The organism is Alteromonas sp. S015 (assembly GCF_036864485.1).
In the GTDB taxonomy this organism is placed as follows: Bacteria; Pseudomonadota; Gammaproteobacteria; order Enterobacterales; family Alteromonadaceae; genus Alteromonas.
In genome coordinates, this window is sequence record NZ_JAZETO010000003.1 from 216,909 (window position 1) to 233,710 (window position 16,802).

At 44.7% G+C, this 16,802-nt stretch carries 17 protein-coding genes; 6 read left to right on the forward strand and 11 right to left on the reverse strand.

Annotated elements, in window-relative coordinates; translation table 11 throughout:
* Positions 1–83: 83 nt before the first annotated feature.
* Entirely contained in the window at positions 84–1,019 is a 936-nt protein-coding gene (locus V7R42_RS07410; protein WP_334019567.1) for an ion transporter, read from the reverse strand.
* Between the two features lie 156 nt (positions 1,020–1,175).
* On the opposite strand from V7R42_RS07410, the gene V7R42_RS07415 reads away from it, so the two are divergent.
* Positions 1,176–1,937 carry a sugar-binding protein gene (locus V7R42_RS07415; protein ID WP_438823641.1) on the forward strand — a complete coding sequence of 254 codons (762 nt, stop codon included), beginning with the start codon at positions 1,176–1,178 and terminating at the stop codon, positions 1,935–1,937.
* 128 nt (positions 1,938–2,065) lie between these two features.
* Here the strand turns inward: V7R42_RS07415 and purD are convergent, their stop codons facing one another.
* From purD to prmA, 6 genes are all read right to left on the reverse strand, one after another.
* Positions 2,066–3,358, reverse strand: coding sequence for a phosphoribosylamine--glycine ligase (gene purD, locus V7R42_RS07420; RefSeq protein ID WP_334019568.1), 1,293 nt, complete (start codon positions 3,356–3,358; stop codon positions 2,066–2,068).
* A gap of 27 nt (positions 3,359–3,385) precedes the next feature.
* Positions 3,386–4,201 carry a class I SAM-dependent methyltransferase gene (locus V7R42_RS07425; RefSeq protein WP_334019569.1) on the reverse strand — a complete coding sequence of 272 codons (816 nt, stop codon included), beginning with the start codon at positions 4,199–4,201 and terminating at the stop codon, positions 3,386–3,388.
* A 359-nt stretch (positions 4,202–4,560) separates the two neighbouring features.
* Positions 4,561–6,159 carry a bifunctional phosphoribosylaminoimidazolecarboxamide formyltransferase/IMP cyclohydrolase gene (gene purH / locus V7R42_RS07430; protein ID WP_334019570.1) on the reverse strand — a complete coding sequence of 533 codons (1,599 nt, stop codon included), beginning with the start codon at positions 6,157–6,159 and terminating at the stop codon, positions 4,561–4,563.
* A gap of 82 nt (positions 6,160–6,241) precedes the next feature.
* Complete coding sequence (fis, locus tag V7R42_RS07435) at positions 6,242–6,535, reverse strand: DNA-binding transcriptional regulator Fis (RefSeq protein ID WP_012520109.1); 294 nt, start codon at positions 6,533–6,535, stop codon at positions 6,242–6,244.
* Positions 6,536–6,565: 30 nt separating this feature from the next.
* Complete coding sequence (gene dusB / locus V7R42_RS07440; RefSeq protein ID WP_334019571.1) at positions 6,566–7,564, reverse strand: tRNA dihydrouridine synthase DusB; 999 nt, start codon at positions 7,562–7,564, stop codon at positions 6,566–6,568.
* 370 nt (positions 7,565–7,934) lie between these two features.
* Positions 7,935–8,813 (reverse strand): 50S ribosomal protein L11 methyltransferase, encoded by an 879-nt coding sequence (gene prmA, locus V7R42_RS07445; RefSeq protein WP_334019572.1) that lies wholly within the window; start codon positions 8,811–8,813, stop codon positions 7,935–7,937.
* 252 nt (positions 8,814–9,065) lie between these two features.
* Here prmA and V7R42_RS07450 point away from each other — a divergent pair, with 252 nt between their 5' ends.
* A complete protein-coding gene (locus tag V7R42_RS07450; protein ID WP_334019573.1) occupies positions 9,066–9,827 on the forward strand; it encodes a substrate-binding periplasmic protein in 762 nt (253 codons plus the stop codon).
* A gap of 150 nt (positions 9,828–9,977) precedes the next feature.
* Entirely contained in the window at positions 9,978–11,597 is a 1,620-nt protein-coding gene (locus tag V7R42_RS07455) for an amidase (protein WP_334019574.1), read from the forward strand.
* A 156-nt stretch (positions 11,598–11,753) separates the two neighbouring features.
* Here the strand turns inward: V7R42_RS07455 and V7R42_RS07460 are convergent, their stop codons facing one another.
* The 3 genes from V7R42_RS07460 to V7R42_RS07470 form a co-directional block, all read right to left on the reverse strand.
* Entirely contained in the window at positions 11,754–12,047 is a 294-nt protein-coding gene (locus V7R42_RS07460; protein WP_334019575.1) for a high-potential iron-sulfur protein, read from the reverse strand.
* A 224-nt stretch (positions 12,048–12,271) separates the two neighbouring features.
* Positions 12,272–12,901, reverse strand: a complete 630-nt coding sequence (locus tag V7R42_RS07465) for a flavin reductase family protein (protein WP_334019576.1) — start codon at positions 12,899–12,901, stop codon at positions 12,272–12,274.
* Positions 12,894–13,085, reverse strand: a complete 192-nt coding sequence (locus tag V7R42_RS07470; RefSeq protein WP_334019577.1) for a CPXCG motif-containing cysteine-rich protein — start codon at positions 13,083–13,085, stop codon at positions 12,894–12,896. Before V7R42_RS07470 ends, V7R42_RS07465 begins: the two co-directional genes overlap by 8 nt.
* 196 nt (positions 13,086–13,281) lie before the next feature.
* On the opposite strand from V7R42_RS07470, the gene V7R42_RS07475 reads away from it, so the two are divergent.
* The 3 genes from V7R42_RS07475 to V7R42_RS07485 all read left to right on the forward strand — a co-directional run bounded on the left by V7R42_RS07475 (position 13,282) and on the right by V7R42_RS07485 (position 16,195).
* Positions 13,282–13,569: a hypothetical protein gene (locus tag V7R42_RS07475; protein WP_334019578.1), complete on the forward strand. Its 288-nt coding sequence runs from the start codon at positions 13,282–13,284 to the stop codon at positions 13,567–13,569.
* A 118-nt stretch (positions 13,570–13,687) separates the two neighbouring features.
* A complete protein-coding gene (locus tag V7R42_RS07480) occupies positions 13,688–15,835 on the forward strand; it encodes an exonuclease domain-containing protein (RefSeq protein ID WP_334019579.1) in 2,148 nt (715 codons plus the stop codon).
* Positions 15,836–15,931: 96 nt separating this feature from the next.
* Positions 15,932–16,195 (forward strand): TIGR03643 family protein, encoded by a 264-nt coding sequence (locus V7R42_RS07485; RefSeq protein WP_015000000.1) that lies wholly within the window; start codon positions 15,932–15,934, stop codon positions 16,193–16,195.
* Positions 16,196–16,250: 55 nt separating this feature from the next.
* Here the strand turns inward: V7R42_RS07485 and V7R42_RS07490 are convergent, their stop codons facing one another.
* Positions 16,251–16,691, reverse strand: coding sequence for a hypothetical protein (locus V7R42_RS07490; protein WP_334019580.1), 441 nt, complete (start codon positions 16,689–16,691; stop codon positions 16,251–16,253).
* Positions 16,692–16,802: the final 111 nt, after the last annotated feature.

Here is a 16,802-nt window from a genome sequence, read left to right on the forward strand (position 1 = left end):
TGATGCGCGATAAGAATCAAGGGGGCGACTACGCGCATATCATCTTATTTCGGCTGTGAATTTGCGCGTGGGCCTGCGTGTAATTACCTTTTACGTCCATTGTGATGGTGCTGTAATAAGCGCATAATTAGCTTTGCTTCTTCTTCATCTAAATCAAGCAATGCACGAACGCGTTCTATATGGTGGATATCATGCTCGCTTAGTTTTCCGTCGTCTAATACACTTTGGACGGTATCTTTAAACCGGTCGCGTTTGAGCTGCATCTGAGTAGTATAGCTTGATGATAAAATGCCCGCCGGCAAGGCATAAAAGCATATACCCATAATCGTTATAAGCCCACCAAATATCTTGCCTAGTGCTGTAACGGGTACGGCGTCACCATAGCCTACCGTTGTAAGTGTGACTAGTGCCCACCAGAGAGACGCGGGAATGCTGCTGAAAACGTTGGGTTGTGCCGTGTGTTCAATATAGTAAATACATGTGGCGGCGATAACCGTGAACAATAAAAGTACGCTGATAGCAGCAGTAAGGCTATGCGACTCGTTGCGCAAAACGGTGACAAGCGTTTGCATTGAACGTGAATAGCGACCAATCTTTAAAATTCGTAGTACCCTGAATACCCTTAATATGCGTAAATCAAACGCCACGAAAACGCTTAAGTAAAATGGCAGGATTGCCAGTAAGTCGACCATCGCCATGGGGCTCTTTAGATAGGCCCAGCGTTTTTGCCACGGTGTTGTTGCTTCGAGGGCTGGACGGTTGGGTGCTGATGCGCTGCTATACACCCGAAGAATGTATTCGATAGTGAATATAAGTACAGAAACCACCTCAATAACATGCAGTTCCTGGTGCAAAATGGCAGGAAGACCTGGCACGGTTTCTAGCATCATGGCTCCAATATTCACAATAATGAGCACGATGAGCAATACATCAAATAACTTGCTCAACTTTTTGTACTCATGAGCTTCGCTTGCGGGAGCAAGAATGTGGTAGCACGCGTTTCTAAATGACATAGCCAAAATTTTAATAGAAGGGTTAGTCTTGTTATAACAATAAAGGTGCTAAATTGATAATGCTTCCGGTGAGGCGAGTATTTGTACGCTGTATTTCTGACGCGATAGAGCGCAAAACATGTTAATTTAAAATTCAAATAAGTAAACTAAGAGCGTATTTAATTGAAAAATACTAATTCCCTAGTATCAGCATTTACCTCAGCATTGCTTGTCGCTACGTTTGCTTCCTCAGCATGTGCGAAGCCGGACAGCGTGATGTTTACCAAAAAAACTCCCGTTATAGATGGCATAGCAAACGATGCGGCATGGAAAGAGGGCGATTGGCACGAAATGACGTCGCTGATGTGGGGCACCAGGCCTGAGTCCACCGATTTTTCTGGTCGATATAAACTTCGATGGAACAAGGATGCGCTGTATCTGTTGGCTGAAATACAAGACGACCACCTTTCGGATACCTATGCTAATCCGCTTGAACGTTATTGGGATGATGACTGTTTAGAAATTTTCATTGATGCGGATGCCTCTGGTGGCGATCACCTTAATAACTACAATGCGTTTGCCTATCACTTGGCGCTAGATAATCAGGTTGTTGATATAGGTCCGAATGAAGCGGGAGAGGCGGTACCACAACTCTACAATGATCACGTAGAAAACAAATGGCAGCGAGATATATCGGCGCCTCATAAGATTCATTGGGAAGCGGTGGTTCACGTGTTTGACGACAATTATCAGCATGGAAAAGATAATTTGCCAGTGACCTTACAAGAAGGCATGACGTTGGGTTTTATGCTTGCCTATTGCGATGCCGATGGCGGCGACAGAGAGCACTTTTTAGGTTCTCATGAGATTACACCAGTGAATGGTGATAAAAATTTAGGGTATAAGAATGCGTCGGTATTTGGAAAAATTGTGTTGGCAAAGTGACGGCAGTTAAGTATTAGTGACGATGCGCTAGGATCTGGATTTCGGTAAGCCGAATATTGCAAAAAATATAGCATCAAAAAACGCGGCGTCATGCCGCGTTTTTAATACTTCGCACAATTATGTTTTGGTTACTTTGCTTCAGCTTCTCGAGCAATAGCACGATGCGCAATATCAGTACGGTAGTACACATCTTTAAACTGAATGGTTTTTAGCAGCTCGTACGCTTTTTGCTGAGCTTCGGTAACATTGTTACCCAAAGCAGTAGCACAAAGCACGCGGCCTCCTGCGGTTACCACTTCGCCATCTTGAAGGGCGGTACCTGCGTGGAAAACTTTTCCATCTAACTTCGCAGCGTTTTTGAAACCGGTTATTACGTCGCCCTTGCCGTAGCTGCCCGGATAGCCGCCTGCTGCAAGCACAACACCTACCGATGCGCGCTCATCAAACTCAATCGTTTTGCCTGCAAGTTCGCCTTTGCACGCTGCTTGGCAAAGCGGTACTAAGTCAGATTTTAAGCGAAGCATGATTGGCTGGGTTTCTGGGTCGCCAAAGCGGCAGTTGTACTCAATTACCTTTGGTGTACCGTCGGCCATAATCATTAGGCCCGCATATAAAAAGCCAACGTAGTCGTTACCTTCAACAGCCATGCCATTAACCGTTGGCATGATCACTTCCTGCATAATACGGTCGTGAATGTTTGGCGTTACAACCGGAGCAGGAGAATAAGCACCCATACCACCTGTGTTTGGCCCTTTATCGCCGTCAGCTGCACGCTTGTGGTCTTGGCTGGTGGCAAAAGGTAGTACGTTTTTACCGTCTACCATCACAATAAACGACGCTTCTTCACCGTCTAAGAACTCTTCAATAACCACGCGGCTGCCCGCTTCACCAAAAGCGTTACCTGCTAGCATGTCGCGAATAGCCTCTTCAGCCTCTTCAAGGGTCATCGCAACAATAACACCTTTGCCGGCAGCAAGACCGTCAGCCTTTACTACAATCGGCGCGCCTTTCTCACGCACATAGGCAATGGCGGGCTCAATGTCTGTGAAGTTTTGATACTCAGCCGTCGGAATATTGTGTCGAGCCAAAAAGTCTTTGGTAAAAGCTTTAGAGCCTTCAAGCTGCGCGGCAGCTTGAGTAGGACCAAAAATCATTAAACCTGCGTTAGTGAACGCATCTACCACACCTGCAACTAGCGGCGCTTCTGGGCCTACAATAGTAAGGGCAACATCGTTACCTTGAGCAAAAGAAACCAAGCCAGCAATGTCGTTGACATCAATAGCCACGTTCTCAAGCTTAGGCTCTGTAGCAGTTCCAGCATTACCCGGCGCTACAAATACTGTTGAAACATCAGAAGACTGCGCTGCTTTAAACGCTAGCGCGTGTTCGCGGCCACCGCCGCCAATTACAAGTACGTTCATTAACTGTTCCGTTTTGAGTGTTTAATATTATGATTTTGGTTTGGTGAATTTTAGCGTCATGCGATTGCTCTCGCCAATCGCCATGTACTTTTCACGGTCTTGGTCGTCTAGCGCCAAGCGAGGAGGTAGCGTCCACACACCTTTCGGGTGATCTGCGCTATCCATTGGGTTTGCGTTTACATCGCTACTTGCTTCAAGGACAAAACCTGCTTTTTCTGCGGCAGCTACAACGTAAGAACGCTTCATGTAGCCACTTTTCTTCATCGCTTCATCATCTGCACTTTCAGGTAGCTCATGTTCCACTACGCCCAGTACGCCGCCTGGCTTAAGTGCTTTAAAGAAAGCGCCAAACGCATTGTCGATGCCTTCGTCACCATGACGCATATACCAGTTGTGTACGTTGCGAAAAGTTAGCACCATATCAGCACTGCCCGCTTCGCTAATATCTAACGCTTTGATTGGGTCGAATGCAGTAAGTTCTGCACCATCATACTTCATGCCCGGCTTCATTTTCTCTTTAAAGCCTTCTACCGACTTTTTGTAGTAGCCACTGGTTTCATCGTCAACATAGAAGTGAGCTGCAACGTATTTTCCGTTTTCTTTTACAATAGAATAAAGGATGTCGGCATACCAGCCGCCGCCTGGCGAGATTTCTACCACAGTCATGTCTGGCTGTAGGCCAAAAAAGCGTAATGTTTGTTGAGGGTTGCGATACTCGTCGCGAACTTTGGCTTTATCAGAGCGGATATCGCTCATCGCGGCGTCAGAAATAGCATCGGCACTGGCATAGGTTGCTGTTACACCTAGCGTTGCGGCTAACACAAGTTGGGCTAACTTTTTCATTTTTATTTCCTTTTTCTGTCGAGGGTAGGTAATTATCTATGCGGACTGGTAAAACATAACATTTATCAGTAACACTATTACTACAAATTACCACAAGTCAGATCAAGCCTATCAGCTAACCCTTATTCGCACTTACGCCTTAGCATAATAATTCGTAATTTTATCGCTTCGTCATAGCGTGGGTATCGCTATGCAAAAGAAGGTAAATACGTGCTCGAGAAAAGGGGTGAAGAAAAAAGGCAAACACGCAGCAAAGTAACAAAATGCCACTTTACTGCGTACTTAACTTAGGTGTTATTATTCCTCACTAAGCCTGCACTAAAAGTTGTTGTGTATCTAATTAATAGTGACAGAAGTTATTAGTGACGGAAGTGACGCATGCCCGTGAACACCATGGCAATGCCGTGTTCGTCAGCAGCGTCAATCACTTCTTGGTCGCGCATTGAGCCGCCTGGCTGAATTACTGCTTTAATACCAGCTTCAGCCGCTGCGTCAATGCCGTCGCGGAATGGGAAGAAAGCGTCAGACGCCATGACAGAGCCTGCCACTTCAAGGTTCTCATCAGCTGCTTTGATACCTGCAATTTTTGCAGAGTAAACACGGCTCATTTGGCCTGCGCCCACACCTACTGTCATGCCGTCTTTGCAGTAAACAATCGCGTTAGACTTCACGTATTTTGCTACCTTCCAGCAGAACATAAGGTCGCGCAACTCTTCTTCGCTTGGCTTACGTTTAGTCACAACTTCTAGGTCTTCCATTTCAACCATGCCGAAATCGCGCTCTTGCACTAATAAACCGCCGTTGACACGTTTAAAGTCGTAACCTTCAGTTAGCTGGCCAGCCCAATCGCCACAAGCTAGAAGACGTACATTCTTCTTCGCACTAACGACTTCTTTCGCTTCATCACTTACTGTCGGCGCAATAATCACTTCCACAAATTGACGGTCGACAATCGCTTGCGCTGTTTTCGCATCAAGTTCGCGGTTAAACGCAATAATGCCGCCAAACGCAGACGTTGGGTCAGTTTTAAACGCGCGATCGTATGCGCTTAAAATATCGTCGCCAATTGCAACGCCGCATGGGTTAGCGTGCTTAACGATTACACATGCTGGTTCATCAAGTTCTTTTACGCATTCGAGCGCTGCATCGGTATCAGCAATGTTGTTGAATGACAGCTCTTTACCTTGAAGCTGAGTAGCGGTAGCCACAGACGCTTCTTGAATGTTGTTTTCTACATAGAAGGCCGCTTCTTGATGGCTATTTTCGCCATAGCGAAGGTCTTGCTTCTTAGTAAGCTGCATATTGTAGGTGCGTGGAAATTCGCTGTGCTGGTGGTCACAATCTGCTTCACAACCTGTGCTGTCTAAACGGGCACCAAAGTAGTTTGCAATCATGCCATCGTATTCAGCTGTGTGCTCAAACGCTTTTATAGCTAGATCGAAGCGCGTGTTATACGTCAATGAACCGTTGTTGTCGTTCATTTCTGCAAGTACGCGAGAGTAGTCAGACGCGTTCACAACAATAGTTACATCTTTATGGTTTTTCGCAGCAGCGCGTACCATAGTTGGGCCACCGATATCAATATTTTCAATCGCATCTTCTAGCGTGCAATCTTCGTTTGCCACGGTTGCAGCGAACGGATAAAGGTTAACCACCACAAGATCGATAGGCGCAATGCTATGCTCTTCCATTACCGCTTCATCGGTACCGCGACGACCAAGGATACCGCCATGAATTTTAGGGTGAAGAGTTTTAACACGACCTGCCATAATTTCTGGGTGACCTGTGTGATCAGAGACTTCTTTCACAGGTAAGCCAGCGTCAGACAGTAGTTTAGCAGTACCGCCCGTCGACAGAAGTTCTACGCCAGCGTTATGCAGCGCTGTCGCGAAATCGAGGATACCGGTTTTATCAGAGACACTTAGGAGAGCACGTTTAATTGGTTTTGGTGTTTGCATAAATGTTAAGTTTCTAATGTTGTAGTGTTGAAACAAAAAGAGCACCGATTGGTGCTCTTTGGTGGGCAAAGCCCTTGGAATCTTAGTTCATGCCGTATTGCTTAAGCTTCTTGCGAAGTGTGCCACGGTTGATGCCCATCATGATGGCAGCGCGGGTTTGATTGCCGCGTGTGTAAGTCATGACTTCTTCTAGCAGCGGTGCTTCTACTTCAGCCAGTACCATTTCGTACAGGTTATCGATGTTTGCGTTATCCAATTGCTTAAGGTACTTGTTAACCGCTTGCTTTACAGAGTCACGCAGTGGCTTTTGAGCTTGCGTTTGTGAAGGCGTCGTTACTGTAGTAGTAAAAGGTGAAGTCACGTTTTGATCGAACATAATACTGTGTTGCTCTTAAGTTAGTCATCACTATGCTGCGGGAGAAATCTGTCGGGTTTCTCGAGTCTGCAGCGCTTGAAAATATGCATTTAGTGCATCGAGTTGCTCATTCGCATCATCGATAGCGTTAAACGTTTTACGAAACTGACGATCCGTATCGTGCTCCGCGAGATACCAGCCCACGTGCTTACGGGCAATTCTCACACCGGCTATGTCGCCATAAAAGTCCTGCACATTGGCTACATGCTCGCGCAAGAGTTCATATAACTCTGACAGTGGTGGTGAAGGTAGGTTCTCGCCCGTTTCAAGATAATGTTGGATCTGTTTAAAAATCCAAGGCTTACCTTGCGCGCCGCGACCTATCATTACGCCATCTGCACCGGTGTAATTCAGCACCTCTTGTGCTTTCTCTGGAGAAGTAATATCACCATTTGCAATAACAGGAATTGAAATTGCCGCCTTAATTTGGCGTATGGTGCTGTATTCAGCTTCTCCTTTATACATACAAGCTCGCGTTCTGCCATGAACAGCAAGCGACTGTATGCCGTTTTGCTCTGCAATGCGGGCAATCTCTACCCCATTGCGATTTTCTGGGTTCCAGCCGGTGCGAATTTTCAGTGTTACGGGTACATCAACAGCATTAACTACTGCTTTAATAATCGCTTCCACTGTGTCTGGGTATTGAAGCAGCGCAGAACCTGCTAGCTTCTTATTAACCTTTTTAGCAGGACAACCCATGTTGATGTCGATGATTTGCGCACCATTCTCAACGTTAAATTGCGCTGCCTGAGCCATAAGCTCAGGGTCGGCCCCAGCTATCTGTACAGAGCGAATGCCTTCTTCACCCTCATGATTCATACGCGCTTGGGATTTAGCTGTGTTCCAAACCTTCGGATTACTCGAAAGCATTTCTGAAACAACAAGCCCTGCTCCTAAGCGCTTACAAAGTTGGCGAAACGGTCTATCTGTTACGCCAGCCATGGGGGCCAACATCAAATTGTTTTCTAACTCGTAAGGTCCAATTCGCATTGTAAAATGTATAGCTCGCCATCTAAAACTGCACAGAAAATATACACCCGGCTAAAACGGGGCGCTAAGTGTACGTGTTTTCGCAAGGCTTGAAAAGGCTAAAAATCACACAAAATTTCACTTCGTGGTCTTGACAGTGAAAAAAATCTGTCACATTAGTAAGCTAACGATGATTTTTAGACTAAGTATTGTACGAAAGTCTTACAGCCCCCGATTTGAAAGGGCTGTAATGTGAAAAAAATTAACAATTGGTTAGGCTGTAGCGTTCTTAGTCGTATAAATTTTCGTCGCAATTTTGAGGCGGTTTACCGAAAACACACTATGCTAGCTAGGCGTAAATTTCACCGATTAGTGGGTTTATCGCTTAAACTTAGCGTTTTTTACCCGACACTCTCGCCCATTCGCCATCTATAGCGCTGGCTTCAAGCGTGATATCGCGTGTATAGGCTTCTTCAATTCGCGTAACTTGTTCAGCTAATATGCCAGAAAGGACTAATAGACCGTCTTTTTTGCAATAGTTAGTAATAACGCTTTGAAGTTCGAGTAATGGGCCTGACAAGATATTTGCCATCACCACATCAGCTTCAAGCTCAGGTTGATCTTCAGGAAGGTACACATCCAAGCGGTCCTCAACGCCATTGCGGCGTGCATTTTCTTTTGTCGCTTGAAGGGCCTGTGGATCAATATCAATACCAATTACGCGTTCGGCACCCAATTTCAACGCTGCTAGCGCCAAAATGCCAGAGCCGCAGCCAAAATCAACAACGGTTTTATCCGTCATATCTATGCCGTCTAGCCAGCGCAAACAAAGTGCAGTCGTCGGGTGAGTTCCAGTGCCAAAGGCAAGGCCTGGATCAAGCATCACGTTAACGGCGTTAGGGTCAGGGACATCACGCCAACTTGGGCATATCCACAACCGCTCGCCAAACTGCATAGGATGGAAGTTGTCCATCCATTCACGCTCCCAATCTTTATCCTCAAGTGGCTCTAGCTTGTATTTAAAGTCTGGGCCAAGTACTTTAGCCTTACCTAGGCGCTGAAGAATTCCTTTCATATCGGCATCGGCCTCAAATAAGCCCACTACTTGTGTATCGGGCCACAATAATACTTCACCCGGTTTGGGTTCGTACATTGGGGTGTCTTTCGCGTCGACATAGGTAACCGCCTGCGAGCCATTTGCAGTTAGCATGTCGCCTATTGAATCTGCGTGTTCAGAAGAGGTATTAATTCGAAGTTGTAGCCAAGCCATAGTTATTGTTCATTCAAACCTTTATACACCATTGTACCTTTGCTTGGCAGTAAACAAAATGCAGACGAGCGAAAAGCGTTAAGTAAATCCAAACGATAAATCCATAAAATCATGGGCAGATCCATCGCAGCTACTCAATTGCTTAAGATAGGCCAGAGAAAAAACTAATCTTTTGTCGAGTGGTGAAATTCTAATATAAGTTTATATTTTGTGATGGGAAGGGTTAATTTATAGACATGGTTCATGTGTTGTATGCGCGTACTTTTATCTGTTGTTTGCTTATTGTGCTTTACCATATCGCTTAGCGCAAAAGAGCTAGATGTGGTCGTGGGCTGGAATAAACCGCCCTATGTTATCTCTCAAGATCACACGGGTTTCGAAGTTGAGTTGGTGCGAGCAATCCTTGCTGAAATGGGATATGGACTTTCGCCTATTTATGTTCCCTTTGGTCGTACGGCACGACTGCTTAAAGATGACACCGTTGATATTGGCCTTACTCTTAACCGTGCGCACTCGATTGACCGAAGCATTCTCTCCGATCCATATATTGTCTATCAGAACGTTGTGGTAACTCGCGCTGATAGAGGGCTATTTATAGAGAGTATTGACGACCTGAAAGGCAAAAGTGTTATTGCTTTTCAAACTGCTCAGTCGGTTTTAGGTGAGGAGTTCGGTCAAGCACTGGCGTCGCAAACTACCTACATTGAAGCGGCACGACAGGACCGTCAAGTGGACATGCTAATGCGTGGTAGTGTGGATGCTGCCATTCTAGATAGAAATATTTTCAATTACTTCAAGTCTTCAAATAGTGCTTATGCTGAAGATAAAGTCGTCTTCCATGAGCTATTTTCCATTTTACCATACAGTGCTGCTATTCCCGATCCCGAACTTAGAGCCAAGTTTAACGCCACGCTTCGGCTCTTTATTGAAGATGGCCGATATCAATTGTTGCTAGATAAATATGCTCTCGAAAATCTCCTCTACAAGCTTCCCGCAGCGGATATTTCCAAGTAGTCCTGAAGTTTAATGTCTAGACAATGAACCATTTCTGATTCAACGTATAAGAAACTAACGTTATAGGTGTTTATTACCTTCTATTGCAGTTCCGAACTGCATAATAAAAGGGAGTAACAGACACCAGACTTATGCAGTAAGGAAAGGTTTATGTTGAAACAGGGTTTTTTACTGGCTGTTGTCGTACTATGCACGGCATGCGCGTCTAAAGCAGCTCATACTGATAATATCGAGCAATGGATGGATAAGCCTGCCTACATTCAAGCGCGAGCTATTGCTAATGGTGACACTACATCTGCTGAGCTTGTCAGAGGTTATCTTGCGCGAATTAAACAGCTAGATGAAAGGGTGAATAGTGTCTTAGCTTTAAACCCCAATGCGCTGGCCGAAGCGAAAGCCATCGATAAAAAAGTAGCAGGCGGCGCAGTGCTTGGCCCATTGGCGGGCATTCCTGTATTGTTAAAAGACAATATTGAAAGTGCAGAGATGCCTACAACCGCAGGCTCTATGGCGCTTATTACTAACGAAACCGGTCGAGACGCACCTATCGTAGAAAAACTGAAAGCGGCTGGTGCAATCATATTAGGCAAAACCAATTTGTCTGAATGGGCAAACTTTCGCTCTGAATCTTCTATCAGCGGTTGGAGTGCAGTAGGGGGCTTAACCCGTAATCCCCATATGCTATCAAGAAGTGCCTGTGGCTCATCTTCTGGTTCGGGCGCAGCGATGTCACTTAGATTAGCATCACTCGCCGTTGGCACTGAAACTAATGGCTCTATTATTTGTCCGGCATCCATCAATGGTGTCGTAGGCTTTAAGCCAACCGTTGGCTTACTTTCTAGGACACACATAGTGCCTATTTCTTTCAGTCAGGACACCGCGGGGCCAATGACCTCTAATGTTCAGGACGCATGGTTAATGACGGCAATTATGGCAGGCTCAGATGCTAGCGATAACACAACCCAAAATGCGGATTCTCATCGGCCAACTATGCCTACATCTTCGATGCTTGCTACAGATTTAAAAGGTAAGCGAATTGGTGTGGTCCGGTACCGCCAAGGCGATAATCCCCATGTACTGGCCGTATATGAAAAAGCGTTGAACCAGCTAAAAGCCTCTGGTGCAACGTTGGTGGACATTAGTGATTTTTCTCAGCCAGATTCATTTTGGGCCGACTCTTACAATGTGTTGCTAAGCGAATTTCGTTACAGCATCAACGAATATTTGTTGGGGTCACCGGCAGAGATCCCTGCAAGAAGCTTATCTGAGCTCATTGTATTCAATAAGAAAACAGAGCGAGAGCTTGCGTTATTTAACCAAGATATTTTTGAAAAGTCGTTAGCTTCGGTGTCTATTGATAGTGAAGAGTATCAAAGCGCACTTCATCTTATACAAGATACAGCGGGCAGAAATGGTATTGACGCATTGTTAGCAAAGCACAACGTCGATGTATTGGTCACACCTTCTAACAGCCCTTCGTTTTTAATCGACGGTGTGTATGGCGATCACTCCCCTGTTGGTTTTATCGGTATCGGGTATTTGGCCGCGATTGCAGGATATCCGCATCTAACAGTGCCCGCTGGACAAGTGAAAGACCTTCCGGTGGGAATTAGCTTCATTGGCGGTAAATGGCAAGACGAAGATGTGCTGAAAATAGGTAAAGTCTTTGAAGCTAAACATGGTTTTTTCATTAAGCCAGGTCTTTTACCGACCCGTTTTGACAACCCAGTGTTAAAAGGCATCGAAGAAGGTCTTGAAAATAGTCGTTAGTGGCAAATAGAGACACAACTATATTTTGCTCCAACCAAAACAAAAAAAGCCCTTGGTTAAACTCAAGGGCTTTAAACGTTATTCATTTCTCACAATGCGTGTTCCAGAACTTACATTTCTTGGTATCAGAACAAACGATGATGCATACCCACTAGGTTAGCCAGGCTTTTTAACCCACGCGCTGCACCAGCCATCAGCGTTAACCAGCTTATTAGGGAAAATGTTACAAGGGCGATATTGTTCGCCATCGGCTCCTTGCACGTACATGCAGTTTGCACACTTTGCACCTTCAACCGTTGAAGCCGGTGTGTAGTTTAATGCTTTTGCAGTTGGGTCGTCAGCGCTCAATTGTTCTTGAGCTTGTGCACGTAACGCTACACCACCTAATGTAAGACCGATAACTGTAGTGCCCGACAGTTTTAAAAAATCACGGCGATTTACAGATTTCATAACATTCTCCTTAAGAGATAGAAACGATAATGATTCTTTTTTATTCAGTACCTTAAACGCAAAAACCTGCCCAAAAGAGGCAGGTTTTGTGTAATGTTTAAATACTATCTCTTTTTGAAAAAAGATCGAACGAAATGTCGCATTTACGCTTGATCCAGATTAAATAAATTTCAGAAGTGATAACACTTAGCAATACGTTTAAGACCGATTTACTCATCTTAAGTTCACTTTTTAGTTAGGTCTTCATCAGGTTTAGCATAAGCAAATCGTGCAATGCGTGTCGTGCTATGATAGCTATCTAAACCGGAAATACAGGCAGTGTTCGCTTTTTCTATATCGGCGTATCCGTCTTCATCAATAATGCTTTCTGGCATATGAAGCTCTTGGATTTCTCCAATAACCATTTCGGTTTCGTTAAGCAATTTTAAATGTTGCGCCACCTTTAAGCCCATCTTAATTTCACTTTCTTTGACAAAAGGTGCACTAAAAGAACTAGTAAACTGCGGTGTTAAGCCCACTGCTTCAAATTCACTTTCATCGGGGGCATAGCGAGCTGATGTTTGGTGTGCCTTGTCGACCCAGTTAGTTGACACGTGATTTAGTGTATAAAAGCCCTGTTGTTTTATATTGCTTAACGTGTCTCGTGTAACGGTATGTGGGCGCATGATCATGCCTATAAGCGGCGGGTTCGCGCCCACATGAACAACCGAACTCACAACGGCTAAATTATTAGTATTACCGTTTGTAGTACCCACCACTGTCGCCGATTTAAACCCAGACAAACTGTTGATTAGGTTGGCGCGGTATCGCTGAGCAAGCTCATCAATATCGCTGCATGTAAACTGCTTAGTCATTTTCACGTTCTGCCTCTATCTGGATGTCGTCACCATTCTGATAAGCGGCAAGTTCTATGGGCTGGCAACACACTTGGCAGTCGAGTACCTGTACTTGACCAATATCGTTAATTTCATCTATTTCTACATCATTGGGAGCCATACAATAGGGACACGAAAAGTCCATGGAACGGGTTAAGCTCATATTTAATCGCCTTGTTAATCACTAAACGGTTTTATTACGTAATGCTTAGAAGAGTGGATTTTCTTTATAAGAGCATAGTGGTTTGTGTGAAAGTAGCGCGCCGACAGTAGCGGTGTCGTCCAGTTACCGTTGAATATGAAATTTAAACCGTTGGCTTCAATAGCGGCCGGTAAGGCAAATAAATTAAGGTGACGATGTGGCAAATAAAGTAGGAAAATGTCCGTGTTGTAACAGAGAGACGCGTCTTACTTATCACCACCTTATTCCCAAAAAAATGCATCGGCGCTCCTATTTCAAAAAGCACTTCAGCAAAGCCGAACTGCAGGGCGGTATTTATATTTGCAGACAATGTCACAGCGGAATACATCGATTTTATGACGAGATGACATTGGCCAAGCACTACTTCAATTTACAGCGTTTACTAGATGACGAGCAGCTTTCAACGTTCTTTCAGTGGGTGTCTAAACAGAGAGTACGTGTTTAATAAATGGCTTGGTCTAATAACGGCCAGTAGACTTTAAATACATTCGATATAGATTTAATTTGATTAATTTGTCTGTATAAATATACACTATTGGTGTTTTCATAGCCAAAGATACCCCATGCAAAAAGATTTACCGCCACGTTATTACCTCACACATTTTCACGAGTTCCTTAAGTTTTTCGAAGGTGCTAACAGCATGCTTTTAAGTGATGAGGCAGCCGATTTTGTTGAGCGCTTTAACGCATTAGACGATGACAAAAAATGTATTGTAGTGCGCGCTGCAAATCGCAAGTATGCGGTGATTGACAGAACACAGTTTAACTACGGCGAAATAAACGAACCGCAAGCACAAATAGATTGGCTCATAGATAGCGGGTGGTTTGGCGACCTTTGTCACGCCGGGCTTAATGACATCGCTGGCGTTCTAACCAAAGACGCTTTGTTGGCGCTTCTTGCTGAATACGGCAGTACGCAGGGATTAGCGTCTCTCACTAAGCCCAAACTCGTGACGTTACTTAATGAACATATAGGTGCTAGAGGTTGGCCAGAGAGCTTTTCGCTAAACAACTATTTAGTGTGTTTATTTGATAATGCGCTTCGCTATTTGCTGTTTATCTATTTCGGTAATACCAAAAGCCGTCTGAATCAGTTTTCTATGCGCGATCTCGGTGTAATGAGAACCCGCTCCGATTCGGTAACCGATATTGCGCGCTTTGAAAGTAAAAGCGATGCGCAAGCAGCTTGGTTTTATGCTAACCACTATAGCCAGCTAGCCTTTTATAACAATGATATGTTACTTGCCTTAGCGGAAGGTGATTTCCCTGCTACAGAAGGTGTGTCAGCCAGTTTCTATCGCGACCAGTTGCTTTACGCGCTAGGGCTTAAAGTGCTGGCTTTCGATAGGGCTAAAGGGTTAGACATTTTAAAACTAGCGCAAAGCGATAAAGCGAAAGAAAAGTGGCTAAGAGAGAGCTATAAAGACGGACAAGAAGATGACGTCAAACAAGCTCTTGAGGGCATTATTGATAATCCTCAATCTGATACGCTATTGGCGTTCGCCGAAGATTTTTATGCCCGTAAGTACCATAAAAAGCGTACCAGTACCGTTACTGATATGCTACGAAATGCTAGCCGGTCGTTAGATATTGATGTAAGCCAAAATCAACAGGTAGAACGGGGTGTATTGGCCCATTATGCAAGGCAAGGTGTAGAGGGCTGGCGTACAGAAAATCGGTTATGGTGCAGCTTGTTCGGCCTCACTTTTTGGAAGCAACTCTACGAAGAAGATATGCTGGTTACGGAGTTTGATCGCAGGCCATTATCGCTTAAGCAAAATAACTTCTACGCTAAGTTTGAGCACAGTATTGAGGCATTGTTACAAGCACTTGATAGCAAAGAGAAACTGCGTTTTCACATCCATAAAATGGCCACAATGCACTATGGTAAAGTGAACAGCCTGTTTATGTGGTCTAGCCATTTGCTTACGCCTATAGAGGCCCTGATTGAGAATGGTTCACTAGACAGTATCTATACTTTACTTCGCATGATGTGTAGAGACTTTGAAAGCCTTCGAGATGGCTTCCCCGATATTATGGTGTTTGATGGTGCGCTTCGCTTTGAAGAAATTAAAGCGCCTGGCGATCAGCTTCGCCGTAACCAATTAGTTTCAATTCAGCGTTTGCAGCAAGCCGGCTTTGATGTTGCGGTAACAACAGTAAAGTGGATACGCGACCCTGCACAGCCTTATGTTGTGGTAGATATAGAGACCACAGGGGGCAACAATAACTATAACCGCATTACCGAGATAGGTATGGTGAAACTTGTTGGCGGTAAAGAGGTAGATAGGTTTCAAACCTTAATGAACCCGCAGCGTAGAATTCCTAGCAATATAACCCGCCTTACCGGTATTTCGGACGAGATGGTAGCAGACGCGCCGCTGTTTGCCGAAGTCGCTGAGCAGGTGGCACGCTTTACCGAAGATGCCGTATTTGTTGCGCATAACGTGAACTTTGATTATGGATTCATTAAACAAGAGTTTGCGCGGTTAGAGCAGCACTTTAGGCGACCAAAAATGTGCACAGTTCGCGAAATGCGCCGCACTTATCCCGGGTTGCCGTCGTACTCTTTGGCTAATTTAACTAAACATTTTCACATAGAAATGGAACGGCATCACCGAGCGCTAAGCGACGCCAAGGCTGCTGCCGAACTGTTAAAACTAGCATTTGAGAAAGACGATGAATTAAAGGGCCTGTCGGCGAATGAATAACGTTGTTATTGTAAATTTTAGCATGCGGATACTGAACAAAATGTGCGTAAGCTCTGTATTGAGTTGAGTTACAACGAGCATATTGAGATGTAAGACATGGCATTAACCGAAGAACAAGAATCACGAATTATTGAAATGGCGTGGGAAGACCGCACGCCATTTGAAGCCATTGAGCGTTTATACGGGCTTCCGGAAAAAGACGTAATAAAGCTCATGCGTAAAAATCTCAAACAAAAAACCTTTAAAAACTGGCGAGAACGGGTGTCGGGCAGAAAGACCAAACATGCGAGTTTGCGCCCTGAAGGTGTAGATAGGGGTTATTGTCCATCGCAATACAAATACAAGAGCGCCAACAAGTAGTGTTGAATAAGTATCTGTTTGACGTTACCGCTCTGACAACGTGAATTAGCCTATATTACTTCTTTGGCGGGGTAATGGTGGTTATGGGTAAAAGAAACGCGGTTAACTGCTGGCGTAATGGCGTTGGAAAGATAACCGTATTTTCTGATTGCAAAATACTTTTAGCGTGATGAACTTGGCGTAACAGGTTGTGGTAGGTGTCATTGTTTTGCTGTATTGCCTCTACCTTACTCATCATTAATTCAATAAACTCGGCGGGGGTTAAGTCTTCGTGTTGCCTTATCTCAAAAGCTAGTGCCTTAAGCACATAGGCTTCCCACTCTTTTCTGTAACTCTCCTGTAATCGTTCGGGATAAAGCGCTAGGTCTGCTATATCTTGCGCTAGGTCTACAATATCGAGGGGATCATCAAAAAGAACGCGAAATGCGAGAAGCACATCGTCAGAGAGGCGAGAAATGGGAAGTTTTTCTTTGAACTGAGCGTAGCGGCTTGGCACAAGAACACCTTCAAATTACGAATATTAAAGTTAAACAATAAGAGCTTACGCACTTAATTATACTAAAGTCTAATGAACTCTACCTTAAGTTTAAAGTTCAAGAGATTAAAA

What these genes read in the sequence shown, in the direction of transcription:
- V7R42_RS07480 (WP_334019579.1), top strand. Translation starts at nt 13,688, where the DNA reads ATGCAAAAAGATTTACCGCCACGTTATTACCTCACACATTTTCACGAG.
- V7R42_RS07485 (WP_015000000.1), top strand. Translation starts at nt 15,932, where the DNA reads ATGGCATTAACCGAAGAACAAGAATCACGAATTATTGAAATGGCGTGG.
- purD (WP_334019568.1), bottom strand. Translation starts at nt 3,358, where the DNA reads ATGAACGTACTTGTAATTGGCGGCGGTGGCCGCGAACACGCGCTAGCG.
- V7R42_RS07470 (WP_334019577.1), bottom strand. Translation starts at nt 13,085, where the DNA reads ATGAGCTTAACCCGTTCCATGGACTTTTCGTGTCCCTATTGTATGGCT.
- V7R42_RS07460 (WP_334019575.1), bottom strand. Translation starts at nt 12,047, where the DNA reads ATGAAATCTGTAAATCGCCGTGATTTTTTAAAACTGTCGGGCACTACA.
- V7R42_RS07425 (WP_334019569.1), bottom strand. Translation starts at nt 4,201, where the DNA reads ATGAAAAAGTTAGCCCAACTTGTGTTAGCCGCAACGCTAGGTGTAACA.
- fis (WP_012520109.1), bottom strand. Translation starts at nt 6,535, where the DNA reads ATGTTCGATCAAAACGTGACTTCACCTTTTACTACTACAGTAACGACG.
- V7R42_RS07450 (WP_334019573.1), top strand. Translation starts at nt 9,066, where the DNA reads ATGCGCGTACTTTTATCTGTTGTTTGCTTATTGTGCTTTACCATATCG.
- prmA (WP_334019572.1), bottom strand. Translation starts at nt 8,813, where the DNA reads ATGGCTTGGCTACAACTTCGAATTAATACCTCTTCTGAACACGCAGAT.
- dusB (WP_334019571.1), bottom strand. Translation starts at nt 7,564, where the DNA reads ATGCGAATTGGACCTTACGAGTTAGAAAACAATTTGATGTTGGCCCCC.
- V7R42_RS07455 (WP_334019574.1), top strand. Translation starts at nt 9,978, where the DNA reads ATGTTGAAACAGGGTTTTTTACTGGCTGTTGTCGTACTATGCACGGCA.
- V7R42_RS07465 (WP_334019576.1), bottom strand. Translation starts at nt 12,901, where the DNA reads ATGACTAAGCAGTTTACATGCAGCGATATTGATGAGCTTGCTCAGCGA.
- purH (WP_334019570.1), bottom strand. Translation starts at nt 6,159, where the DNA reads ATGCAAACACCAAAACCAATTAAACGTGCTCTCCTAAGTGTCTCTGAT.